Origin of the sequence: Methylobacterium sp. 1973, assembly GCF_040545035.1 — a bacterium.
In the GTDB taxonomy this organism is placed as follows: Bacteria; Pseudomonadota; Alphaproteobacteria; order Rhizobiales; family Beijerinckiaceae; genus Methylobacterium; species Methylobacterium fujisawaense.
The window spans coordinates 175,950-197,883 of record NZ_JBEPLA010000007.1; the positions used below are offsets into that span (position 1 = coordinate 175,950).

Consider the following 21,934-nt stretch of genomic DNA (forward strand, 5'->3'; position numbering starts at 1 on the left):
TCGCTTGAGACGGCAGCAGGGATGCCGGCCCACCGCGGATCGGGGGCTGGAAGAAGACTGGAAAAAGAAAAGGAGAGGCGAGGATGGCGCTGCCCGAACGCGAGAGCATGGATTTCGACGTGGTCGTGGTGGGCGCCGGCCCGGCCGGCCTCGCCACCGCGATCCGCCTGAAGCAGCGCGCCGCCGAGATCGGCGAGGAGATCAGCGTCGTCGTCGTCGAGAAGGGCTCCGAGGTCGGCGCCCATATCCTCTCGGGCGCGGTGATCGACCCGATCGGCCTCGACCGGCTCCTGCCCGAATGGCGCCAGGACCCGGAGCGGCCGCTCAAGACGGAAGTTCAGCGCGACGAGTTCATGATGCTCACCAAGAACAGCGGCATCACCCTGCCGAACCTGTTCTTCCCCAAGCTCATGTCGAACCACGGCAATTTCGTCGGCTCGCTCTCGAACGTCTGCAAGTACCTGGGCGCGCAGGCCGAGGCGCTCGGCGTCGAGATCTATCCGGGCTTCCCGGCCTCCGAGGTGCTGTTCGACGACAAGGGCGCGGTGGCGGGCATCGCCACGGGCGATCTCGGGATCGGCAAGTCCGGCGCGCCGCGCGAGGACTACACCCGCGGCATGGAGCTGCGCGCCAAGTACACGGTGTTCGGCGAGGGCGCCCGGGGCAACCTGACCAAGGGCCTGATCCAGCGCTTCTCGCTCAACCGGCACAGCGACCACTTCAAGTACGGGCTCGGCGTGAAGGAGCTCTGGCAGCTCGCGCCGGGCAAGTTCGAGCCTGGGCTCGTGCGCCACACCATGGGCTGGCCGCTGCCCAACAAGGCCGGCGGCGGCTCCTGGCTCTACCATTTCGACGACAACCTGCTCTCGGTCGGCTTCGTCACGCACCTGAACTACGAGAACCCGACCCTGTCGCCGTTCGAGGAGTTCCAGCGCTTCAAGACCCACCCGCTGATCGCCGAGACCTTCGAGGGCGCCAAGCGCATCGGCTACGGCGCGCGCGCCATCATGGAGGGCGGCTGGCAATCGGTGCCGAAGCTGGTCTTCCCCGGCGGCTGCCTGGTCGGCTGCTCGGCGGGCTTCGTCAACGTGCCGCGGATCAAGGGCTCGCACAACGCGGTGCTCTCCGGGATGCAGGCGGCCGACGCCATCGCGGACGCCCTGAAGGCGGGCCGCGCCGGCGACGAGCTCACCGCCTACGAGGCCGGCTGGCGCGACAGCCCGATCGGGCAGGACCTGAAGGCGGTGCGCAACGTCAAGCCGCTCTGGTCCAAGTACGGCACGTTGGTGGGCGTCGGCCTCGGCGGGATCGACATGTGGGCGACGAGCATCTTCGGCGCCTCGCCGTTCGGCACGCTCAAGCACGGCAAGCCCGACCACGCCTGCCTCAAGCCGCTCTCCGAGGTGACGCCGATCGTCTACCCGAAGCCCGACGGCAAGCTGACCTTCGACCGGCTCTCCTCGGTCTACCTGTCGAACACCAACCACGAGGAGGACCAGCCGCCGCACCTCAAGGTCCGCGACCTGGAGCTGCAGAAGCGCTCCGAGCACGACGTCTATGGCGGGCCGTCCGGCCGCTACTGCCCGGCGGGCGTCTACGAGTGGGTGGCGGATTCCGCCGCGAGCGACGGGGTGCGCTACCAGATCAACGCGCAGAACTGCGTCCACTGCAAGACCTGCGACATCAAGGATCCGAACCAGAACATCGACTGGGTGACCCCGGAGGGGCCCGGCGGGCCGAACTACCCGAACATGTGAGGCGCCCGGACCGGGCCGGGAGGACGCGGCGTCATCCTTTCGCCTTGCGGGGCTGGCGGGATGGGTTCAGTGTCCCCAGCGTTTTTTCGGGGATGCCCCGCCATTCTCGCGCCCGGCCCCTGACGGGCCGGCGCCCAGGAGCCGCGATCGGTTCATGATGATCACACGCGCCCGCCGGAGCGTCTCGGCGCTCGCCCTTCTGCTCGCCGCCGGGCTGCCGCAGACCGTGCTGGCCGCGCAGCCGAGGGAATCGACCCCGGTGCTCGACTACGAGCCCGCGGATTCGCTGGAGGGCAACTTCCTCTCCGCCTACATCGCGGGCGCGTCCCGGGACACGGCGGCGGCGGCGACCTTCTACCGCGAGGCGGTCAAGGCCGATCCGCGCAATGCCGAGCTGGTCGAGCGCGCCTTCATCTCGCTGCTCGCCGACGGCGCCCTGCCGGACGCGTTCCGCACCGCCGAGAAGCTCATCGCCCGCGATCCCACCAACGGGCTCGCCAACCTCTCCCTCGGGGTGCGCCAGATCAAGGCGGGCCAATGGGCCGCCGCCCGCCAGAACTTCTCGCGCAGCGGCCGCGGGGCGGCCACCGACCTGACCGCGACGCTGCTCACCGCCTGGTCGTATGCCGGCGCGGGCGACGGCAAGAAGGCGCTGGAGACGGTCAACAAGCTCCGGGGCGAGCGCTACTACAACACCTTCCGCGACTACCATGCCGGCCTGATCGCCTCGGTGACCGGCGACAACGCCGAGGCCGAGCGGCGCCTCAAGGCCGCCTACGAGGCCGACCGCAACACCCTGCGCATCGTCGACGCCTATGCCCGGATGGAGGCGAGCCTCGGCCGCACCGATCTGGCGATCCAGGCCTATTCCGACTTCGACCAGCTCTCGCCCCGCCACCCGCTGGTGCGCGACGCCCTCGACAAGCTCAAGGAGGGCAAGCCGCTCACGCGGCTGATCGGCACCGCCCAGGAGGGCGCAGCCGAGGTGCTGTACGGGCTGGGCTCCGCGGGCTCGACGCAGGGCGACGAACTGCCCGCCGTGATCTACCTGCGGCTGGCGCTCTACCTCGCCCCCGACCACGCCCTCGCCCGGCTGACGCTGGCCGACACGCTGGACCGGATGAAGCAGCCCGAGCGGGCCAACGAGGCCTACGCGCAGATCCCGGCCGCCTCCCCGCTCAAGCTCAACGCCGACATCCAGATCGGCCTGAACCTGGAGCAGATGGGCAAGGGCGACGAGGCCCTGGCCCATCTCGACGCGGCGATGAAGGCCCACCCGGACGACATCGACGTCATCACGGCGCTGGGCAACGTGCAGCGCGCCCGCAAGAAATACGAGGAGGCGGCCGCCACCTACACCCGGGCCATCGGCCTGATCGGCGACCGGCCGCAGGCCAATTACTGGACGACCTACTATTTCCGCGGCACCGCCTACGAGCGCGCCAAGCAGTGGCCGAAGGCCGAGGCCGACCTGAAGAAGGCCCTGTCCCTGGTGCCGGCCAACCAGCCGGCCGCCAAGGCGCAGGTGATGAACTATCTCGGCTATTCCTGGGTCGATCAGAACGTCAACATCGACGAGGCGTTCAAGCTGCTGCAGCAGGCCGCCGATGCGAGCCCCCGGGACGGGATGATCGTCGACAGCCTCGGCTGGGCCTATTATCGCCTCGGCCGTTGGGACGATGCGGTGCGCGAGCTGGAGAAGGCGGTCGAGCTGAAGCCCGGCGATCCGACCATCAACGACCACCTGGGCGACGCCTACTGGCGTTCGGGCCGGCGCCTCGAGGGCAAGTTCCAGTGGCAGCACGCCAAGGATCTGAACCCCGAGCCGGATGACCTCACGCAGATCAACGCGAAGCTGAAGGACGGTCTGCCCGACATCGAGAAGCCGACCGCCACCGCCGAGACCGTGCCGGCCCCGGTCGCCGCCCCGCACAACGCCGAGAACCCGGAATTGCCGAAGGGCGCCCCCCAGCCGCACGAGGCGCCGGGCGCCGCCGACAAGGCCAAGAAGTCGGGGGGCTAGCGCCCCTCTCCCGATCCGGCGCGCTGGCGGTCCGCACCTCGTTCGTCACGGCGGTGCGGCGGCCGGCGCCGCCCGCAGCCGAAGCTCGGGCGCGCCGTCCCGAAGATCCGCAAGGCGGCTTCGGGCCGCAAGGGCAAGATCTTCGGCCTCCGGGCATGAGCCTGCGCCCGTTCAGGCTCCCGGCGCCTGCGTAAGATCGCCGGTATTCTGCACCCGACATCCCGTAGCGCCGTCCTGCAAAGCGCAAAGACGAACGGGATTCTCTTGGGGACCGTAGCTCAAGAGGCCTAATTGCCTGCCGATCCGGGCCCGCTAGGCTCGCGCCTCCGCAACCTGTCGGAGTGGATCGTGAAAGCGCTGAAGCCGGTCTGGATCCTGCTGGCCCTCGCCTGTGCCGCATCCGGGATCCCGGCCGATCCTGCGAGCGCGCAGGACACGGTGTCCGGGCCGGCTGCGTCCATCCTGGAGGCCGTTCCCGTCTCGAACGCGCCGCTCGGCGGCTTTCCCTACTTCGCGCTCCCCGACGGCTACCAGCCGCTGAACCCGCCCGAGACCCGCGCTTTCGGGCATTTCCTGTTCTGGACCGGCACGGCGCTCCACGAGGTCGAGGGCAAGGTCTTCCTGTCCCTCATCGGCACCAAGGACGGCAAGACCTACGCATCCTATGAGCTGAAGAAGAACATCGAGGCCGTGCTGACACAGGCCGGCGGCCGGAAGATCGCCGACAGCAGGATCCCCGCCTCCCTCACGGAGACGCTGCCCGAGGACATCCGGATCGGGATGTATGAGGGCCTGGGCAATGTCTACAACGAGCCGGCGCAGACCTGGGTGATCCGCCGGCCGGACCGGCAGATCTGGGTCCATTTCGTGCCCGGCAGCAACAACGCGGCCTGGACCATCCTGGAGACCAAGCCGTTTCTCCAGACCGCCGCCCTCCTGCCCGCCGAGCAGCTGAAGCAGGACCTCGACACGACGGGAAGGGCGGTGATCCAGGTCAACTTCGCCACCGACAGGACCGAGATCCTGCCGGCCTCCGCCCCGCAGATCGACGCGGTGGCGGGCCTGCTGCGGACGAATCCCGGCCTGCGGCTCGCGATCAACGGCCATACCGACGAGACCGGAGCCGCCGCGCACAACCAGGCCCTGTCCGACGGCCGTGCCAAGGCGGTCATGGCGAAGCTCGTCGCCGCCGGCGTCGCGAGGGATCGGCTGAAGGCCAGGGGCTTCGGGGCGTCCAGCCCGGTCGCCGCCAACGACAGCGCGGAGGGACGGGCGAAGAACCGGCGCGTCGAGCTGGTCAGGTTCTGAGGGCCGAGGCGCCGATGGCAGGCCTCGACCGGGCGTCTCGCTGGTCCGGACCCGCTCCGTGCGTCGGAGCTGGGGACGTCGGGGGCGACAAGAGTATTTTGTCCGCCATATCATAAAAATCGACGCGCATTTTCCCGGGCTTTGACGCACAGTGCGCAGCCGTTCGCGGGCGGCCAAGCCGCAGCCCGCACGGCAGGAGATTCGCACGGCAAGAGCCGGCGGGCGGGCATCGCGCCCGCGAGTCAGGGAGGAAGGCCCATGCCGTCAGATATCGAGATCGCCCGCGCCGCGACCCTGAAGCCGATCGCGCAGGTCGCCGAGAAGCTCGGCATCCCGGATGACGCGCTCCACAATTACGGCAAGCACATCGCCAAGATCGACCACGGCTACATCGCCGGTCTGGAGAGCCGGAAGCCCGGCAAGCTCGTGCTGGTCACGGCGATCTCCCCGACGCCCGCGGGCGAGGGCAAGACCACCACCACGGTGGGCCTGGGCGACGCCCTGAACCGCATCGGCGAGAAGACCATGATCTGCCTGCGCGAGCCGTCGCTCGGGCCGTGCTTCGGCATGAAGGGCGGCGCCGCCGGCGGCGGCAAGGCCCAGGTCGTGCCGATGGAGCAGATCAACCTGCACTTCACCGGCGACTTCCACGCCATCACGTCGGCCCACAGCCTCGCGGCCGCGCTGATCGACAACCACGTCTACTGGGCGAACGAGCTCAACATCGACGTGCGCCGCATCCACTGGCGCCGCGTCGTCGACATGAACGACCGGGCTTTGCGCCAGATCACCCAGTCGCTCGGCGGCGTCGCCAACGGCTTCCCCCGGGAGGACGGGTTCGACATCACGGTGGCCTCCGAGGTGATGGCGGTGTTCTGCCTCGCCAAGGACCTCGCCGACCTGGAGGAGCGCCTCGGCCGGATCGTCATCGCCGAGACCCGCGACCGCAAGCTCGTCACCCTCAAGGACGTGAAGGCCACCGGCGCCATGACGGTGCTGCTCAAGGACGCCCTGCAGCCCAACCTCGTGCAGACGCTCGAGGGCAACCCGGCGCTGATCCATGGCGGCCCCTTCGCCAACATCGCCCATGGCTGCAACTCGGTGATCGCCACACGGGCCGGCCTGCGGCTCGCCGACTACACGGTGACGGAGGCCGGGTTCGGCGCCGATCTCGGCGCCGAGAAGTTCCTCGATATCAAGTGCCGGCAGGCGGGGCTGACCCCCTCGGCCGTGGTGGTGGTGGCGACCATCCGCGCCCTCAAGATGCATGGCGGCGTCGACAAGAAGAACCTCGGGGCCGAGAACATCGACGCCCTGGAGAAGGGCTTCGCCAACCTCGCCCGGCACGTGACCAACCTGCGCGGCTTCGGCCTGCCGGTGGTGGTCGGCGTCAACCACTTCTACGCCGACACCGATGCCGAGCACGCCAAGCTCAAGGAACTGTGCCGCGAGCGGCTCGACGTCGAGGCGATCACCTGCCGCCACTGGGCGGAGGGCGGGGCCGGGGCCGAGGAGCTGGCCCGCGCGGTGGTGAAGCTCTCCGAGGCCGAGCCGGCGCCGATCCGCCACGCCTACGAGACGGAGAGCCGCCTCTCCGACAAGATCCGGGCGATCGCCACCAAGCTGTACGGGGCCGCCGACATCCAGATCGAGACGAAGGCTCAGGCCAAGCTCGCCACCTTCGAGAAGGACGGCTACGGAAACCTGCCGATCTGTATGGCCAAGACCCAGTACTCGTTCTCCACCGACCCGACCCTGATGGGCGCCCCCGAGGGCCACATCGTGGGCGTGCGCGACGTCCGGCTCTCGGCCGGCGCCGGCTTCGTGGTGGCGATCTGCGGGGAGATCATGACCATGCCGGGCCTGCCCCGGGTGCCCGCCGCCGACACGATCCGGCTGGACGCCAACGGGCAGATCGACGGGCTGTTCTGAGGATCACGCGCGGGGCGGGTCAGGGCTCGCCCTCTACACCGCTCCGAACAGGTCCACCGCCAGCCGGGAATGCGCCTCGCGCAGCATCCCGGTATCGACCCCGAGCGGCTGGCCGTCGATCACCCGCCAGCGGCCCGCCACCATCACCCGGTCGGCCCGGGTGGCGCCGCACAGGACCAGAGCCGCCAGCGGGTCGTGGGCGCCGGAGAAGCGCAGCTCGTCCAGGGTGAACAGGGCGAGGTCCGCCTCCCGGCCCGGCTCGATCCGGCCGATATCGGTGCGGCCGAGGCAGGCGGCCGAGCCCTCGGTGGCCCAGCGCAGGGCGTCGAGATGCGTCACGGCTTCCGCCCCGTAGGTGAGCCGGTTGATCATCAGGGCGTGGCGCACGCCCTCCATCAGGTTCGAGCTGTCGTTCGAGGCCGAGCCGTCGACACCGAGGCCCAAGGGCGAGCCCGCCGCCTCCAGCTCGCAGGTGCGGCAGCGGCCCGAGGCCAGGGTCATGTTCGAGGTCGGGCAGTGGCAGACGCCGACCCCGGCCTTGCCGAGCCGGGCGACCTCGGCATCGGTGAAGTGGATGCCGTGGGCGAGCCAGACCCGGTCGTTCAGCCAGCCGACCTCCTCGAGGTACTCCACCGGCCGGCAACCGAACATCTGCTGGCAATAGGCGTCCTCGTCCAGCGTCTCGCCGAGATGGGTGTGCAGCCGGCTCCCGTGCCGGGCGGCGAGCGCCGCGCTCTCGCGCATCAGGCGCCGGGTCACCGCGAAGGGCGAGCAGGGGGCGAGCGCGACCTGCACCATCGCGCCGGGGGCGGGGTCGTGGAACAGGTTCAGCACCCGCTCGCAATCCGAAAGAATCGTGTCGTCGTCCTGGGTCAGGCTCTCGGGCGGCAGCCCGCCCTCCCGGTCGGACAGGCTCATGGAGCCGCGGGTGATCGCGGCCCGGATCCCGAGGGCCCGGGCCTCCGCGACCTGGACGTCCATCGAATCCTCCAGCCCCTTCGGGAACAGGTAGTGATGGTCGCCCGCCGTGGTGCAGCCCGAGAGCAGCAGCTCGGTGAAGGCCACCTGCGTGGCGAGCCGGAACGCCTCCGGGGTGATCCGCCCCCAGACCGTGTAGAGCGCCTTCAGCCAGGGAAAGAGCGGCTTGTTGATCGCCAGCGGGTGGGCGCGGGTCAGCGTCTGGAAGGCGTGGTGATGGGTGTTGATCAGCCCCGGGATGACCACGTGGCGCGAGGCGTCGAAGGTCTCGTCCACGGGCGCGGCGGGTTTCGCGCCCGCCGCCACGCATTCGACGATCCGGGTGCCCGCCACGACGATCCCGCCCCCGGCGCCCTCGGCCAGGATGGCGCGCGGATCGCGGATCCAGAGGCGTCCCGGTCCCGGTTCAGCTGCCTCGGCCATGTCCGTCCGCTCCCGTCGATCGAGGATCCTGCGTAGCGGAGGGGCCGGACCGGCGGCAATCCCGCTTGAGGATCGCCGCCGGCCGGCGCCCCGGCCGGCCCGGTCAGGGTTGACGGGCCCGGGCCGCCTTGAGAAACGTCATGGGGACTGACCTATCACCCGTTGGGAGCGGCCGCGCCGTGACACGGACAGCCCCGCGCGAGGCGATCTTCGCGGCGAAACCCGTCCCGGGTGCCGCGCCGGCCGCCCTCGGCAGCGACGACCTGATCGAGCTTCTGTTCTTCGCCTACCGGGATTTCGTGGGCGATCCCGACCGGATCCTGGCCGCCTACGGCTTCGGCCGGGCCCACCACCGGGTGCTGCACTTCGTCGACCGCTATCCCGGCCTGACCATCGCCGAACTCCTCGACATCCTGCGCATCACCAAGCAGAGCCTCAACCGGGTGCTCAAGGACCTGATCGGGCAGGGCTACGTCGCGCAGAAGCCGGGTTCCAGCGACCGGCGCCAGCGCCTCCTCTACTGCACCGAGGCCGGCGCCCGGCTCGCGGCCGACCTCACGCGGGTCCAGGCCCGCCGCCTCGCCCGGGCGCTCGCGGCGCCGGATGCCCGGGGCTCCCCGGAGGATTTCCTGATGGCGATGATCGAGCCGGAGGACCGCCCGGCGGTCCAGCGCCTGATGGCGCGGCGCGGGGGCGGGAGCGACGGGCGCGTCGCCGGGGAGGAGTGCGCGTGAGCAATGCCGCCCGGGCCGACCTGCCCGACGAGGCGCCCCACGTCCTCGTGGTCGACGACGACCGCCGGCTGCGCGAATTGCTCGCCCGTTACCTCACCGACCAGGGCTTCCGGGTCACCGCCGCGGCGAGCGCCGCGGAGGCCCGGGCCCGGGCCCAGAGCGTCGTGTTCGACGCCATGGTCCTCGACGTGATGATGCCCGGCGAGAACGGCTTCGACTACGCCCGCAGCGTGCGCGAGACGTCGCGTGTGCCGATCCTGATGCTCACCGCCCGCTCCAACCCGAACGACCGGGTGATGGGGCTGGAGATCGGCGCGGACGATTACCTGCCCAAGCCCTTCGAGCCGCGGGAGCTGACGCTGCGGCTCAACAACATCATCAAGCGCAGCGCGCGGCCCCGCGCGGCGGCCGCCGAGGCGGTGACCTTCGGGCCGTTCGCGTTCCGGGTCGACCGGGGCGAGCTGCGCCGGGACGACGAGCTGATCCGCATCACCGAGCGCGAGCGCGAGATCCTGACGATCCTGGCGATGGCGGGCGGCGCCAATGTCGAGCGCGAGCAGCTCGCCGGCCCCGGCGGGGCCGCGGCGGAGCGCACCGTCGACGTGCAGATCAACCGCCTGCGCCGCAAGACCGAGGTCGACCCCGCCAATCCGGTCTTCCTGCAGACCGTGCGGGGCGTCGGCTACCGGCTCGCGGTGGATTGAGCCGGAACCGGGCGGCTCAGACCACCCGCGGCTCGTCGCGCTTCAGCTTGAGGGCCTTGGCGATCCGGGTGGACAGGCTGCCCACGATGGCGAGGGTGGCCGACGGGTCGACCAGAGGGCGGACGGCCTCCAGCGCCTCCGCGGCGCTGGGCTTCATCACCGCGTAGACCGTGGCGCCGGATGCCGGGCTGGAGCCCTGCACGGTGACGGAGACGAGGAAGGTCGTGTGGCGTCGCCGCAGGCGTCCAGGCATGGCTCAGCATTTGGCATGTCGGCTAACCATCACCAATGCCAGAGTCCCGGAGCCGGCCCGGGAAACGACACGATCCTGGCACGATAACCCGTGCCGGGTCTTTCAGATCAGGGCAAGGTCGATGCCGGGAAGCCGCAGCCCGTCGAGCCGCGTGCTCCAGTGCTGGCCGGAGGCGACCGGAAGCGCGTCTGTCAGCGTGCCGGTTGTGACGACCGTGCCGGCTGCGAGCGGCGGGGCGACCGGATCGTTAGCCAGCGCATCGACCAAGTGCGCGAGGGCGGCGAGCGGTCCCGTCCCGAGGACGCTGCGGCCGCCGCCCCGGTCGGCGACGGCGCCGTCCCGCAGCAGGTCGACGGTGAAGCCCGCGAGGTCGCCGATCCAGCCGCGCCGCGCGGCCGCCGGAACCGGCACCCGCTCGCCCACCACCAGCAACCCGTGCAGCCCGAAGGCCGCCACGGTGTCGGGCGCCGCGAAGCGCCAGCCCGGATAGAGCGACTGCACGATCTCGAAGCCGCTCGCGGCCCAGTCGAGGCAGGCGATCAGCGCCTCGGCATCCATGCCGGGTTCCGGCGCGCGTGCCAGACCGAACACGATCTCCGGCTCGATCCGGGGCTCGACGAAGGCCGCGAGGGGCACCGGTCCGCCCAGGGCGGCCCGGTCGCGCAGGGTCGTGTCGTAGACATGCCCCCAGATCGGCGCCCGGACGCCGTACCGCTCCCACAGGGTCGTGTTGGTGAAGCCGATCTTGTAGCCGACATTCCGCTCGCCGCGCCCGGCACGCAGGCTCCGGATCGCCTCGGCGACCCGGTAGGCCGCCGGCAGGTCGAAGGTCGGATCCCAGCCGGTCAGCGGTGCGATGGGGCGGCGATGCTCGTGCGCGGCCAGGATGGTGCGCGCGTGGGCCGCGGCGGATATCGGCTCGGTCATCGGCAACAGGGTCCAGGCCGACGCGACGTCATCCGCGCCGGGCCGCCTGGATCGCGGCGACGTCGATCTTCCCCATGGTCATCATGGCCGTGAACGCGCGCCGGGCCTCCGCGCCGCCGGCCGCCAGCGCGGCGGTGAGCACGCGTGGCGTGATCTGCCACGCGATGCCCCAGCGATCCTTGCACCAGCCGCAGGCGCTCTCCTGCCCGCCATTGTCGACGATGGCGGTCCAGAGCCGGTCCGTCTCCGCCTGGTCGTCCGTCGCGATCTGGAACGAGAAGGCCTCGCTGTGCCGGAAGGCGGGACCGCCGTTCAGGCCGATGCACGGGATGCCGGCCACAGTGAACGCCACCGTCAGCACGTCCCCCGCCTTGCCCGACGGGTAATCGGCCGGTGCCCGGTAAACCGCGCCCATGGCGCTGTCCGGAAAGGTCGCGACGTAGAATCGGGCGGCCGCCTCGGCCTCCGTGTCGTACCAGAGGCAGATCGTGGCCTTGGGAATTTCGCTCTCGCCGAGCGCGTTCCGGGCGTCCTGATCCTCGGCGACCACGCTGGCCATTGCGGTGCCTCCCTTGCCGTTCCCGTGCCATGCCGACGCGCGGGCCTCGCCGCCGGCCGACAGGGGCCGCGGCACGCCCCCATACAACCATGAGATGTCGACCCGGCAAAGACCGACACGCGGGACCGGCCGGTCGGGTTGGCCGCACGGATTTGCGTCGCGGCGCGATCGACCGCGCGGGGACCGTTTTGCCCGGCGCCGTGGAGGCCCGGCCGGGACGCGGGCCGATCATCGGCCGCGCGGGGCCCCGCCTGGGAGATCCGCGAGTGCCACGCCGCCGACGGTGTCGGTGCGAGCGGGCGTCGCGGCTCAGAGCTTGCTGACGAGCAAGCCCAGACCGAAGCCCGCGAGCCCGGCGACGAGCAAGGAAGCGTGGGGCCAGGCGACGGAGGTCTGGTGACCTTCCCACGCGTAGGCACGGCTCCGGTCATAGGCCTCCGCGGCGTGGTCCGAGATCTCGTTGGCCGCGTGCCGGACCGCGTCCTTGGCCTGACCGTAGAGGTTCTCGGCGGTGCCCTGCGCTTCGCGGAGCCGGCCCTCGATCGCATCGCGGTTCGAACCGGCGAGGTCGCCAACCGAGCCCTGAACCGTGCCGCCGAACGCGCGCGCGGCCCCCGTGATCCTGTCCGTGTCGATCATCGCGCTGCCCTTCACATCCTGTCTCGGGCTGGCATCGGCTGCGGTCTCGCAAGCCCGACGCCCACCCTCTCGCGACGGGTGCAACGGCGGCCTCCTCCAAGCGTTCCGGCGAGCGGTCCAGTCCAGTGGGTCCAGGCTTCCGCCACGGACCCTGGCCATTCCGGGATGGCGCGCTGTCCCGTCGGGGTCGCGCGGAAGGCGATATCGGCTGAGCCGCACGCGACGCCGGCGCGGACGCCTTCAATCGGGACCCTGTGCGGATCGGCGGTTTGGTCGGAGGCGCGGACGTCGCCGAGCCGGCGAAGGGCGTCGGAGGCCGTCCGGTCGCCCGCGGGCGCATCTGTGCCGGCGCCGACACGGTCGGCGAGACCGTCACGGGACTGGCCGGGACTGGCCAGGACTGTCCGCTGGAACGCCCTCCGGGTCGGCTTGATGGGGGAGGCCCGGATCGACCCCGTGACGCTCAGCCCGGAGGGGGGCTGGCGTCCGGTCGTGGCCATGGACGGCGTCCCACGCGGCGGCATCGCCTTTTTCTCCGACGGCATGTCACATCCCGCGTCGTCCCCTCGTCTTGACGTCGAACGAGCGCCTCAGCGGCACCCCGCCGCGCCGCCCGGTTCACGCAGGAGACGCGCGTCATGAAGATGGTTGTGATCGGCGGGAGCGGGTTGATCGGCAGGCAGTTGACCGCCGAACTCGGCCGCAGGGGACACGAAGCCGTCGCCGCCTCCCCGCGGACGGGCGTCGACGCCCTGACGGGTGAGGGGCTCGCCGAGGTTCTCGTCGGCGCCGAGGTCGTGGTCGACGTCGCGAACGCACCGTCCTTCGAGGATGCGGCGGTGCTCGATTTCTTCGAGCGGTCGAGCCGCAACCTCCTGGCCGCCGCGCGTCGGGCCGGCGTGACGCACCATGTCGCCCTCTCGATCGTCGGCACGGATCGCCTGGACGGGAACGGATACTTCCGGGCGAAGGTCGCGCAGGAGCGGCTGATCGTGGCGTCCGGCCTGCCCTACACGATCGTTCGTGCAACCCAGTTCTTCGAGTTCGTCGCCACGATCACCGCGGCGTCGGTCGTGGGCGATCGCATCGTCGTCCCCGACGCCGATTTCCAGCCCATCGCCGCCGCCGACGTCGCGGCCGCGCTGGCGGAGGTCGCCGTCCACGAGCCCCGCAGCCGGACGATCGAGATCGCCGGACCGGACAGGCTGCCCTTCCGCGACTTCGTCGCCCGATGCGCCGCCGCCGCCGGCGACCGCCGGGCGGTGTCGGCCGACCGCAGCGCACGGTATTTCGGCGCCGCGCTGGAGAAGGGCTCGCTCGTTCCCGAGGACGCTGCCGCGGCGCGCCTCGGATCCACGCGCTTCGCGACCTGGCTCGCGACCGTCTGACGGCCTCCCTCACCACGCTGGACGAACCCCCATGGTCAAAGCACTCATCCTCTCCGCTTGCCTGGCCGGCTTCGCGCTCCCGGTCGGGGCGGCGGAGCTGCGGGCCGGCGAGGCCCGCGTCACGACGATCTTCGACCACCCCCTGCCGGGCATCCCCGGCAAGAGTCTGCGCGGCGTCCTCGTCGCATACGGGCCGGGCGGGTCCTCCCCCGCCCACAGGCATGCGCGCTCCGCCTTCATCACCGCGACGGTGATCGAGGGCGCGATCCGCAGCCGCATCAACGACGGGCCTGAGCAGATCTTCCGGGTCGGCGAGAGCTTCGTGGAGCAGCCGGGCGACCACCATGCCGTGAGCGCCAATGCCAGCGCCACGGAGCCGTCCCGCCTTCTCGCGGTGTTCGTCGTCGACACGGACGACCGCGACCTGACCGTGCCGGACCGGCGGTGACACCCCCTCCGGCCGCGTGCGAGGATCCCCGGGTCTCGCCATCGCTCCGCAGACAGATCCCATGCCGCCGACCGACACGCAGACCGACGCGGCGACCGCCACCTTCGAGGCCCATCGTCCGCGCCTCCTGCGCATCGCCTACCGCATGCTCGGCTCCCGCAGCGAGGCCGAGGACATGGTGCAGGACACGTGGCTGCGCTGGATCGCGGCGGATCGGGGCGCGGTCGCGGCCCCGTATCCGTTTCTGGCCCGCATCGTGACCCGGCTCTGCCTCGACCAGATGAAGTCGGCCCGCGCCCGCCGGGAGACCTATGTCGGCGCCTGGCTGCCGGAGCCCCTGGTCGAGACGGGGGAGGACGGCGTGGACGAGGACGATCTCACGCTGACGCTGATGATGGCGCTGGAACGCCTCTCGCCCCTCGAGCGCGCAGCCTTCCTCCTCCACGACGTGTTCGGCATCCCGCTCGGCGAGGTGGCGGACACGCTTGATCGGGAGGCGGCCGCCGTGCGTCAGCTCGCGGTGCGCGCCCGCCGGAACGTGCAGTCCGCACGGCCGCGCTTTCCCGTGGCGCGGGAGGAGGGCGAGCGGATCGCCCACGCCTTCTTCGCGGCCTCCGCCAGCGGGGACATCGCGACCCTGCGCACGCTGCTCGCGGAGGACGTGGTGCTCTGCTCGGACGGCGGCGGCAAGGTCCTGGCCTTTCCCAACCCCATCGTCGGGTCGGAGCGCCTGCTCCGTCTCTTCGCGGGCGTCCGGCGCAAATGGGGGCCCAAGCGGGCCGCGCTGGTCGCGCCGGTCTGGATCGACGGATTGCCGGGATACATCAGCCGGGAACGCGGCGATCTCCTCCAGACGACCGCGCTCGCCATCGAGAACGGTCGGATCACCGCCCTCTACATCACCCGCAACCCCGACAAGCTCCGCCATGTGCTCCGTCAGGTCCTGCCCCCTGTGGCGGGCGCAGCCGGCACCGGGCCGCATGCGGAGCCGCAACCGCGCGGATCCGGGGAAAGGCGCCCGGGAGGGGCGGTTCCTTGACCGCATCGCCGAGAGCGGCCGCGCATCGGCCCGGCCCCGAGGCCCCCGGGATCGCGCTGGCTCTCTCCGCATCACGGAAATTTGAACCGAAATTTAATCGTGTTCGTTGACGTTTCGCCTGATGCACACAGGTGGAACCATGTCCTTGCTCTCCAACGCTAAAATATTGACAAAGCTGTCAGCGGTCATCGTGCTTATCGGTGGAGTGATCGGTGGCTGTATTTGGTTTGCGCAGGCGCGGATCGGCCAGATCGATAAGGCCTACAGTTCTTTCATCGATCGCGATGCGAAGGCGGTTGCAACGGCGCGTCGCCTGAATCGCAGCGTCTTCGAGATGAATTACTGGGTGTATCGCATCCTCGCTGAGACAGACGAAGCTCAGATGAAGGTGGCCAACACTGGATTCGACGACGCCATCCCCACCCTGACAAAGGCTCTGGCCGACCTGCGCCGACTCGCGCCGGATTTTGGCGCGCGCATCGACGAGCAGGCGGCCCGTATCCATCAGTTCGTCCAGCAGGTTTCCGAGGTTCGCCAGCTCTGCCTGGCGGGCCGGAACGCCGAGGCCCTCGCGCTGGTCCATCGTACGATCGACCCGACCTTCGTCGCCCTGGTGCAGGGCAGTTCGAAGCTCGGGAACGACATCGATGGCGCGATGGAGAAGGGCTCGGCCGAACTGACCGAGCAGACCAACGCCACCCGCATCTCCCTGGTGTCGTTCAGCGCGCTCGGCTTGCTGGTCGGGCTCGCTGCGGCCGCCCTCGTGACGATCGTCGGCATCACGCGCCCGCTCGGCAGATTGGTCGTCGTCCTGCGACGCATGGCGCAAGGGGAGATCGAGGCGGAGATCCGGGAGGCTGGCCGGGGCGACGAGATCGGCGCGGTCGGCCGGGCAGTGGAGGGGATCAAGGCCCTGGTCGCCCGCAAGGCCGCCGAGGAGGCCGAGGTCAAGCGGCTGGCCGACGCGGCCGCGGCCCAGGCGCGCCGGCGCACCATGATCGAACTCGCCGACGGGTTCGAGCGGGCGGTCGGCGGCGTCGTCGGCATGGTCTCGTCCTCGGCCACGGAGCTGCAGGCCACCGCCCGGCAGATGACCGCCACCGCCCAGGAGACGGCCTCGCAATCCACCGCCGTGGCGGCCGCCGCGGAAGAGGCCGCCGCCAACGTCCAGACCGTGGCGGCCGCCGCGGAGGAGCTGGGCTCGTCGGTGCAGGAGATCGGCCGGCAGGTCACCGGCTCGGCCCGGCTCGCGCAATCGGCGGTGGGCGAGGCCGACCAGACCGCCGCCCTGGTCCAGGCGCTCAGCCAGACCGCCGCCCGGATCGGCGACATGGTCGGGATGATCTCCGGGATCGCCGGGCAGACCAACCTGCTGGCGCTCAACGCCACGATCGAGGCGGCGCGGGCCGGCGCCGCGGGGCGGGGCTTTGCGGTGGTGGCTGCCGAGGTGAAGGCGCTGGCCGAGCAGACCGCCAAGGCGACCGAGGAGATCGCCCGGCAGATCGGCGCGGTGCAGGAGGTGACCGGGCAGGCCGTGACGGCGATCGGCGGGATCACCGGGCGGATCCGGGAGATCGACGGCGTGGCGACCTCGATCGCCGCGGCGGTGGAGCAGCAGGGGGCGGCGACGCAGGAGATCGTGCGCAACGTGGCGCAGGCCTCGACCGGCACCACCGCGGTGACCGGCACCATCGCGGGCGTCGCGCAGGCCTCCGAGGAGACCGGCGCCGCGGCCAGCCAAGTGCTCGCCTCCGCCTCCGAACTCTCGCGCCAGTCCGAGCATCTCGGTGCCGAGGTCGCCCGCTTCCTCGCAACCGTCCGCGCCGCCTGACGAGCCCCTGGCCGGATCCTCCCGGTCCGCCCTCCCGGCGCGGGCCGGCTCCGCCGCTTGCGGGCCGGCCCGACGGCGGTGCAGGGGCAGAGCGCGGATTGCGGGGGGCGTGTGGCGCCCATTGAGACCGGGGCGTCGTCGGCCGACGGCCTTGAGCAGGCCGTCGGCCTTCGCCTGCACGACCCGTTCCCCGCAGAGGGGCCTGGAGCCCCCCAGGAACGGGCTTGGCGTGGTCGAGCCCTGTCGGCGCACGTCATTGAGATGCCCGCACCGTCCCGATCCCGGCCGGGACGACCGGACGCGTCGAAGCCCTGGGGCGCACCTATCTGTCGGGGGCCGACACGGGGGCCGGCGCGGTCAGCCGGGCCGCGCGGTGCGTGCGTGCATGGCGCAGGGTGGCGTCCGGCGGCAGGGTGCCCACGGAAACCTTCGGGACGGCGATGCGCTGGGACAGGTAGATGCCGCTGTGCCCGGAGCACAGGTAGGCCAGGAAGCAGGCGGTCGCGATGTAGACGCCGTGCGTGGCGCCGAACAGCTCGATACCCATGAGCGTGCAGGCCAGCGGCGTGTTGGCCGCTCCGGCAAACACGGCGACGAACCCGAGGCCGGCCAGGAGATCCACCGGCGCCCCCAGCACCCCGGCCAGTGCGTTGCCGAGGGCCGCGCCGATGAAGAACAGCGGCGTGACCTCGCCGCCCTTGAACCCGGCGCTCAGGGTGACGACCGTGAACAGCATCTTGAGCGCCCAGCTCCAGGGATGCACCTCCGGACCGAAGAAGCGGGCAATGGTCAGCCCGTGCGGATCCGCCGACCAGACGCCCAGTCCCAGGTAATCCCGCGTGCCACAGAGGTAGACCAGGGCGATCACCGCGAGGCCGCCCGCCACGGGGCGGAGGGGCGCGAAGGCGATGACCCGCTTGCACCATCCGCCGAGCATGTGGTTCGCCTCGGCGAACACCAGGCCGGCCAGTCCGAAGGCCACGCCTGCCACCGCGACCTTGGCCAGGAGCAGCGGCTCGACCATGTGCGTGCCGACGGCTCCGGCGTGGTCGTCGATACGGTAGACCCCGTGTTCGATGCCCCACAGCTGACAGGTCCAGTCGCCGACCACGGCCGCGACGAGGCAGGGCACGAGGGCCGCATATTCGACGCGTCCGACAGCGAGGACCTCGAGCGCGAAGACCGCGCCGGCCAGTGGCGTACCGAAGACGGCGCCGAACCCCGCGGCGATCCCGGCCATCAGCATGATCCGGAAGCTCGGCGCATCCAGGCGGACCGCCTTGCCGAAGGCGCTTGCGAGGCTGCCGCCCAGTTGGACGGCCGTGCCTTCGCGGCCCGCCGATCCGCCGAACAGATGCGTGACCACCGTGCCGAGGAAGATCAGCGGCGCCATGCGCAGGGGCACGCCGCCCCCGGGCACATGGATCTGCTCGACGATGAGGTTGTTGCCGCCCTCCACGGATTGGCCGAAGCGATGGTAGAGCAGCCCGATAGCCAAGCCGCCGAGCGGCAGGAGAAACAGCAGCCCGGGATAGGCGAAGCGCGCCCGGGTGGCCGCATCGAGGCTCCAGAGGAAGGCCGCGCACAGGGAGCCCACGGCGGCGGCCATGGGCAGCAGAACCAGGATCCAGCGCGCGACCGAGACGGCATGATCGTGCCGCGTGCGGACAAAGGCCGCTACGTTGAAGCGTGTGAACAGATTTCGGAAGGTTGCAGGCATGACATCCCCTTGATGCGACGCCGCAAGACTTTGCGGGATCGCAAGAAGTAGGAGTCATCAGCCTGACGGCGGTTCGGCCTTGATGGCCCGGCAGACACCATTGCCGTCCTCAAGAGATACGGGACCCCTCCGAACCGCGTCAAGGCCCTTCGTCAAGGCCCTTCGTGCAGGCCTGCGGCGTGCGGGCGGGGCGAACCCGTCGCTCCCCCGAGGGTGGACGCGGAGACAGCGGATCCGGTCGACCCTCGGGGCGCTGGGACCCTGGTCTCGCACAGACCTGACCCACGGGCGGCCGGTCGCCGCCGCGATCACGACGGCGCCCGCGTGGACGGTCGCATCGGCGGCGGGGTGTCTCAGCGCTTCACAAAGCCGATGTCGGCGGCCACGGCGCTCAGCCGCTCCGGCGCGCGCTCCTTCCGCTCGCTGTAGCGGTCGACGAGGTCGTCGGCCCGCTCCCGGGTCAGCAGCGTGAACTTCATCAGCTCCTCGCACACGTCCACGACGCGCTCGTAGAGCGGCCCCGGCTTCATCCGGCCGGCCTCGTCGAACTCCTTGTAGGCCATCGGGACCGACGACTGGTTCGGGATCGTGATCATCCGCATCCAGCGGCCGAGAATCCGCAGGCTGTTCACGGCGTTGAAGCTCTGCGAGCCGCCGGACACCTGCATCACGGCCAGCGTGCGGCCCTGGGTCGGCCGCACGCTGCCTTCGGAGAGCGGCAGCCAGTCGATCTGGCTTTTCATCACGCCGGTCAGCGTGCCGTGCCGCTCCGGCGACACCCACACTTGGCCCTCGGACCAGATCGAGAGGTCGCGCAGCTCCTGCACCTTCGGATGATCGGCGGTCGTGTCGTCGGGCAGGGGCAGGCCGTGCGCGTCGTAGATCCGCACCTCGCCGCCCATGGCTTCCAGGAGCCGGGCGGCCTCGTAGGCGAGGAAGCGGCTGAACGAGCGCTCCCGCAGGGAGCCGTAGAGGATCAGGAACCGGGGGGCGTGGGTGAGCGGCTTGACCGCCTCCAGGCGCGCGCGGGTCGGCACCACGAAATGCGCGGCGCTCAAGTTCGGCAGGCCATCGGTGAAAGGCTGGCGCGGCTTGTCCAAGGTTCAGCTTTCTTGTACGTTCAAAGAGTGATTTGAAGATTGTAACGAATATGGACGAGCCGCAAGCCCTCGCCGCCTTCGCGGCCCTCGCCCAGGAGCACCGTCTGCGCCTGGTGCGGGTGCTCGTGACCGCCGGCCCGGACGGGCTGGCCTCCGGCGTGCTGGCCGAGGCGGTGGGCGTCTCCGCCGCCACCGTGTCCCATCATCTCAAGGAACTGAGCCACGCGGGCCTGGTCGCCTCGCGGCGCGCGGGCCGCTCGATCATCTACAGCGCCGCCTACCCGGCGCTGTCCGGCCTGATCGCCTTCCTGATGAAAGATTGCTGCCAGGGCCGCCCGGAGGTCTGCACCCCGGCGATGGCCGCCCTGGCACCCTGCTGCCCCGCCCTTGGAGAGACCGCCCATGCCTGAGCCGTTCGACGTCGTGATCTACCACAACCCCGAATGCGGCACGTCCCGCAACACCCTCGCGATGATCCGCAACGCCGGCATCGAGCCGCACGTGATCGAATACCTCAAAACCCCGCCCGCGCGGGCGCTGCTGGTGCAGCTCCTGGCCCGCGCCGGTCTGTCGGTGCGTGCGGTGCTGCGGGAGAGCGGCACGCCGTTCGCGGAGCTGAACCTCGGCGATCCCGCGCTGACGGATGCGCAACTCCTGGACGCCATCGCGGCGCACCCGATCCTCCTCAACCGCCCGCTGGTGGTCACGCCCAAGGGCGTGCGCCTGTGCCGACCGTCGGAAGCCGTGCTCGATCTTCTGCCGGTGCAGCAGGGCGAGTTCGTCAAGGAAGACGGTGAGCGGGTCGTGGACGAGCACGGCCGCCGCGTCGCCACGGCTTGAGCCTCACACCGATCCATAAGACGAAAACGCCCGGATGCTCGCGCTCGCCATTTTCCTTGCCACCCTCGTGTTCGTCATCTGGCAGCCCAGGGGCCTCGGGATCGGATGGAGCGCACTGGCCGGCGCGGGGGTCGCTCTCGCCGCGGGCGTGATCCATCCGGGCGACATTCCGGTGGTCTGGCATGTCGTCTGGGACGCCACGTTCACCTTCGTGGCGCTCATCATCCTCTCCCTGCTGCTCGATGAGGCCGGGTTCTTCCATTGGGCGGCCCTGCACATCGCCCGCTGGGGCGGCGGCCGGGGCCGGCGGCTGTTCCCGCTGGTCGTGCTCCTCGGCGCGGCCATCGCGGCGGTGTTCGCCAACGACGGCGCGGCGCTGCTGCTGACGCCGATCGTGCTGGCGATCCTGCTCCGGCTCGATTTCAAGCCGGCGGCGGCCCTGGCGTTCATCGTCGCCTGCGGGTTCGTGGCGGACAGCACCTCCCTGCCGCTGGTGATCTCCAACCTGGTCAACATCGTCTCCGCCAACTTCTTCGCCGTGACCTTCGGCCGGTACGCCGCCGTGATGGTGCCGGTGAACCTGGTGTCCCTGGCGGCGACGCTGCTGGTGCTGTGGGCCTATTTCCGGCGCGACGTGCCGGAAGCCTACCCGGTCGATGCCCTCGAACGCCCGGCCGACGCGATCCGCGATCCGCTGGTGTTCCGGGCGGCGTTCCCGCTGCTCGGCGTGCTGCTCGCCGCCTACTTCGTCACCGCGCCGTTCGGGGTGCCGGTGTCGGCCGTCACCTGCGCCGGCGCGGCGGTGCTCCTGCTGCTCGCCAACCGGGGCGGGATCATCCCGATCCGCAAGGTGCTGACCGGCGCCCCCTGGCAGATCGTGCTGTTCAGCCTCGGCATGTACCTCGTGGTCTACGGCCTCCGGAACGCCGGCCTGACCGACGCGCTGGCGAAGGGCCTGGTCTGGCTCGCCGGCCACGGCCCGTGGGCCGCCACCATCGGCACCGGCTTTGCCGCTGCGATCCTGTCGTCGCTGATGAACAACATGCCGAGCGTGCTGATCGGGGCGCTCGCGATCGAGCGGGCGCCGGACCTGTCGCCGCTGACCCGCGAGCTGATGGTCTACGCCAACGTGATCGGCTGCGACCTCGGGCCGAAGTTCACGCCGATCGGCAGCCTCGCCACCCTGCTCTGGCTGCATGTCCTGGACAGCAAGGGCCAGAGGATCACCTGGGGCCAGTACATGAAGGTCGGCCTGGTCATCACCCCGCCCGTGCTGCTGGCCACGCTGCTGGCGCTGGCGGCCTGGCTGCCGCTGCTCGGTCCCCGGTAGG

At 70.9% G+C, this 21,934-nt stretch carries 20 protein-coding genes and 1 riboswitch; of the genes, 13 read left to right on the plus strand and 7 right to left on the minus strand.

What is annotated here, in order from left to right:
- Positions 1-83: 83 nt before the first annotated feature.
- The 4 genes from ABIC70_RS15675 (at position 84) to ABIC70_RS15690 (ending at position 7,020) form a co-directional block, all read left to right on the plus strand.
- Positions 84-1,757, plus strand: a complete 1,674-nt coding sequence (locus ABIC70_RS15675; protein ID WP_043353371.1) for an electron transfer flavoprotein-ubiquinone oxidoreductase — start codon at positions 84-86, stop codon at positions 1,755-1,757.
- 154 nt (positions 1,758-1,911) lie between these two features.
- Entirely contained in the window at positions 1,912-3,780 is a 1,869-nt protein-coding gene (locus ABIC70_RS15680) for a tetratricopeptide repeat protein (protein ID WP_043384035.1), read from the plus strand.
- A 348-nt stretch (positions 3,781-4,128) separates the two neighbouring features.
- Positions 4,129-5,088, plus strand: coding sequence for an OmpA family protein (locus ABIC70_RS15685; RefSeq protein ID WP_354440047.1), 960 nt, complete (start codon positions 4,129-4,131; stop codon positions 5,086-5,088).
- A gap of 258 nt (positions 5,089-5,346) precedes the next feature.
- Positions 5,347-7,020 (plus strand): formate--tetrahydrofolate ligase, encoded by a 1,674-nt coding sequence (locus ABIC70_RS15690; RefSeq protein ID WP_043384032.1) that lies wholly within the window; start codon positions 5,347-5,349, stop codon positions 7,018-7,020.
- 33 nt (positions 7,021-7,053) lie between these two features.
- On the opposite strand, the gene ABIC70_RS15695 is transcribed toward ABIC70_RS15690, so the two are convergent.
- Positions 7,054-8,421, minus strand: a complete 1,368-nt coding sequence (locus ABIC70_RS15695) for an 8-oxoguanine deaminase (protein WP_043384029.1) — start codon at positions 8,419-8,421, stop codon at positions 7,054-7,056.
- A gap of 140 nt (positions 8,422-8,561) precedes the next feature.
- Here ABIC70_RS15695 and ABIC70_RS15700 point away from each other — a divergent pair, with 140 nt between their 5' ends.
- Together ABIC70_RS15700 and ABIC70_RS15705 are read left to right on the plus strand one after the other, a co-directional pair.
- Positions 8,562-9,155, plus strand: coding sequence for a MarR family winged helix-turn-helix transcriptional regulator (locus ABIC70_RS15700; protein WP_210274645.1), 594 nt, complete (start codon positions 8,562-8,564; stop codon positions 9,153-9,155).
- Positions 9,152-9,859 (plus strand): response regulator, encoded by a 708-nt coding sequence (locus tag ABIC70_RS15705; protein WP_043353334.1) that lies wholly within the window; start codon positions 9,152-9,154, stop codon positions 9,857-9,859. The genes ABIC70_RS15700 and ABIC70_RS15705 overlap by 4 nt, the downstream gene beginning before the upstream one ends.
- Positions 9,860-9,875: 16 nt before the next feature.
- Here ABIC70_RS15705 and ABIC70_RS15710 read toward each other — a convergent pair whose 3' ends face one another.
- The 4 genes from ABIC70_RS15710 to ABIC70_RS15725 all read right to left on the minus strand — a co-directional run bounded on the left by ABIC70_RS15710 (position 9,876) and on the right by ABIC70_RS15725 (position 12,237).
- Positions 9,876-10,112: a hypothetical protein gene (locus tag ABIC70_RS15710; RefSeq protein WP_354440048.1), complete on the minus strand. Its 237-nt coding sequence runs from the start codon at positions 10,110-10,112 to the stop codon at positions 9,876-9,878.
- 102 nt (positions 10,113-10,214) lie between these two features.
- Positions 10,215-11,039, minus strand: a complete 825-nt coding sequence (locus ABIC70_RS15715) for a 2-keto-4-pentenoate hydratase (RefSeq protein ID WP_043384026.1) — start codon at positions 11,037-11,039, stop codon at positions 10,215-10,217.
- A 28-nt stretch (positions 11,040-11,067) separates the two neighbouring features.
- Complete coding sequence (locus ABIC70_RS15720; protein ID WP_354440156.1) at positions 11,068-11,541, minus strand: VOC family protein; 474 nt, start codon at positions 11,539-11,541, stop codon at positions 11,068-11,070.
- A 366-nt stretch (positions 11,542-11,907) separates the two neighbouring features.
- Positions 11,908-12,237: a CsbD family protein gene (locus tag ABIC70_RS15725; protein WP_043384130.1), complete on the minus strand. Its 330-nt coding sequence runs from the start codon at positions 12,235-12,237 to the stop codon at positions 11,908-11,910.
- A 638-nt stretch (positions 12,238-12,875) separates the two neighbouring features.
- On the opposite strand from ABIC70_RS15725, the gene ABIC70_RS15730 reads away from it, so the two are divergent.
- The 4 genes from ABIC70_RS15730 to ABIC70_RS15745 all read left to right on the plus strand — a co-directional run bounded on the left by ABIC70_RS15730 (position 12,876) and on the right by ABIC70_RS15745 (position 16,943).
- The gene (locus ABIC70_RS15730) at positions 12,876-13,625 is read left to right on the plus strand and encodes an SDR family oxidoreductase (protein WP_354440049.1); all 750 of its coding nucleotides are present in this window, start codon (positions 12,876-12,878) and stop codon (positions 13,623-13,625) included.
- A gap of 31 nt (positions 13,626-13,656) precedes the next feature.
- The gene (locus ABIC70_RS15735) at positions 13,657-14,073 is read left to right on the plus strand and encodes a cupin domain-containing protein (RefSeq protein WP_043384020.1); all 417 of its coding nucleotides are present in this window, start codon (positions 13,657-13,659) and stop codon (positions 14,071-14,073) included.
- 61 nt (positions 14,074-14,134) lie between these two features.
- Complete coding sequence (locus tag ABIC70_RS15740; RefSeq protein ID WP_354440050.1) at positions 14,135-15,112, plus strand: sigma-70 family RNA polymerase sigma factor; 978 nt, start codon at positions 14,135-14,137, stop codon at positions 15,110-15,112.
- Between the two features lie 139 nt (positions 15,113-15,251).
- Positions 15,252-16,943: a methyl-accepting chemotaxis protein gene (locus ABIC70_RS15745; RefSeq protein WP_043759447.1), complete on the plus strand. Its 1,692-nt coding sequence runs from the start codon at positions 15,252-15,254 to the stop codon at positions 16,941-16,943.
- Between the two features lie 322 nt (positions 16,944-17,265).
- Here the strand turns inward: ABIC70_RS15745 and ABIC70_RS15750 are convergent, their stop codons facing one another.
- The gene (locus tag ABIC70_RS15750) at positions 17,266-18,663 is read right to left on the minus strand and encodes a voltage-gated chloride channel family protein (protein WP_354440051.1); all 1,398 of its coding nucleotides are present in this window, start codon (positions 18,661-18,663) and stop codon (positions 17,266-17,268) included.
- A gap of 41 nt (positions 18,664-18,704) precedes the next feature.
- Positions 18,705-18,777: riboswitch (Fluoride riboswitch) on the minus strand.
- Between the two features lie 239 nt (positions 18,778-19,016).
- Positions 19,017-19,763 carry an arsenical resistance protein ArsH gene (gene arsH, locus ABIC70_RS15755; protein WP_043353686.1) on the minus strand — a complete coding sequence of 249 codons (747 nt, stop codon included), beginning with the start codon at positions 19,761-19,763 and terminating at the stop codon, positions 19,017-19,019.
- Between the two features lie 50 nt (positions 19,764-19,813).
- Between arsH and ABIC70_RS15760 the strand changes: the two genes are divergently transcribed.
- The 3 genes from ABIC70_RS15760 to ABIC70_RS15770 are packed head-to-tail and all read left to right on the plus strand — an operon-like array spanning position 19,814 to position 21,933.
- Positions 19,814-20,173 carry an ArsR/SmtB family transcription factor gene (locus ABIC70_RS15760; RefSeq protein ID WP_043353685.1) on the plus strand — a complete coding sequence of 120 codons (360 nt, stop codon included), beginning with the start codon at positions 19,814-19,816 and terminating at the stop codon, positions 20,171-20,173.
- Positions 20,166-20,603 carry an arsenate reductase (glutaredoxin) gene (arsC, locus tag ABIC70_RS15765; RefSeq protein WP_043353683.1) on the plus strand — a complete coding sequence of 146 codons (438 nt, stop codon included), beginning with the start codon at positions 20,166-20,168 and terminating at the stop codon, positions 20,601-20,603. Before ABIC70_RS15760 ends, arsC begins: the two co-directional genes overlap by 8 nt.
- A 34-nt stretch (positions 20,604-20,637) precedes the next feature.
- Complete coding sequence (locus tag ABIC70_RS15770) at positions 20,638-21,933, plus strand: arsenic transporter (protein ID WP_043384014.1); 1,296 nt, start codon at positions 20,638-20,640, stop codon at positions 21,931-21,933.
- The last annotated feature ends 1 nt before the right edge of the window (position 21,934 follow it).

Bases quoted from the DNA above. Each gene is read 5' to 3' on its own strand.
- ABIC70_RS15740 (WP_354440050.1), top strand. From the start codon at position 14,135: ATGCCGCCGACCGACACGCAGACCGACGCGGCGACCGCCACCTTCGAG.
- ABIC70_RS15715 (WP_043384026.1), bottom strand. From the start codon at position 11,039: ATGACCGAGCCGATATCCGCCGCGGCCCACGCGCGCACCATCCTGGCC.
- ABIC70_RS15700 (WP_210274645.1), top strand. From the start codon at position 8,562: ATGGGGACTGACCTATCACCCGTTGGGAGCGGCCGCGCCGTGACACGG.
- arsC (WP_043353683.1), top strand. From the start codon at position 20,166: ATGCCTGAGCCGTTCGACGTCGTGATCTACCACAACCCCGAATGCGGC.
- ABIC70_RS15675 (WP_043353371.1), top strand. From the start codon at position 84: ATGGCGCTGCCCGAACGCGAGAGCATGGATTTCGACGTGGTCGTGGTG.
- ABIC70_RS15695 (WP_043384029.1), bottom strand. From the start codon at position 8,421: ATGGCCGAGGCAGCTGAACCGGGACCGGGACGCCTCTGGATCCGCGAT.
- ABIC70_RS15725 (WP_043384130.1), bottom strand. From the start codon at position 12,237: ATGATCGACACGGACAGGATCACGGGGGCCGCGCGCGCGTTCGGCGGC.
- ABIC70_RS15735 (WP_043384020.1), top strand. From the start codon at position 13,657: ATGGTCAAAGCACTCATCCTCTCCGCTTGCCTGGCCGGCTTCGCGCTC.
- ABIC70_RS15760 (WP_043353685.1), top strand. From the start codon at position 19,814: ATGGACGAGCCGCAAGCCCTCGCCGCCTTCGCGGCCCTCGCCCAGGAG.
- ABIC70_RS15690 (WP_043384032.1), top strand. From the start codon at position 5,347: ATGCCGTCAGATATCGAGATCGCCCGCGCCGCGACCCTGAAGCCGATC.
- ABIC70_RS15770 (WP_043384014.1), top strand. From the start codon at position 20,638: ATGCTCGCGCTCGCCATTTTCCTTGCCACCCTCGTGTTCGTCATCTGG.
- ABIC70_RS15750 (WP_354440051.1), bottom strand. From the start codon at position 18,663: ATGCCTGCAACCTTCCGAAATCTGTTCACACGCTTCAACGTAGCGGCC.
- ABIC70_RS15745 (WP_043759447.1), top strand. From the start codon at position 15,252: ATGTCCTTGCTCTCCAACGCTAAAATATTGACAAAGCTGTCAGCGGTC.
- ABIC70_RS15680 (WP_043384035.1), top strand. From the start codon at position 1,912: ATGATGATCACACGCGCCCGCCGGAGCGTCTCGGCGCTCGCCCTTCTG.
- ABIC70_RS15730 (WP_354440049.1), top strand. From the start codon at position 12,876: ATGAAGATGGTTGTGATCGGCGGGAGCGGGTTGATCGGCAGGCAGTTG.
- ABIC70_RS15710 (WP_354440048.1), bottom strand. From the start codon at position 10,112: ATGCCTGGACGCCTGCGGCGACGCCACACGACCTTCCTCGTCTCCGTC.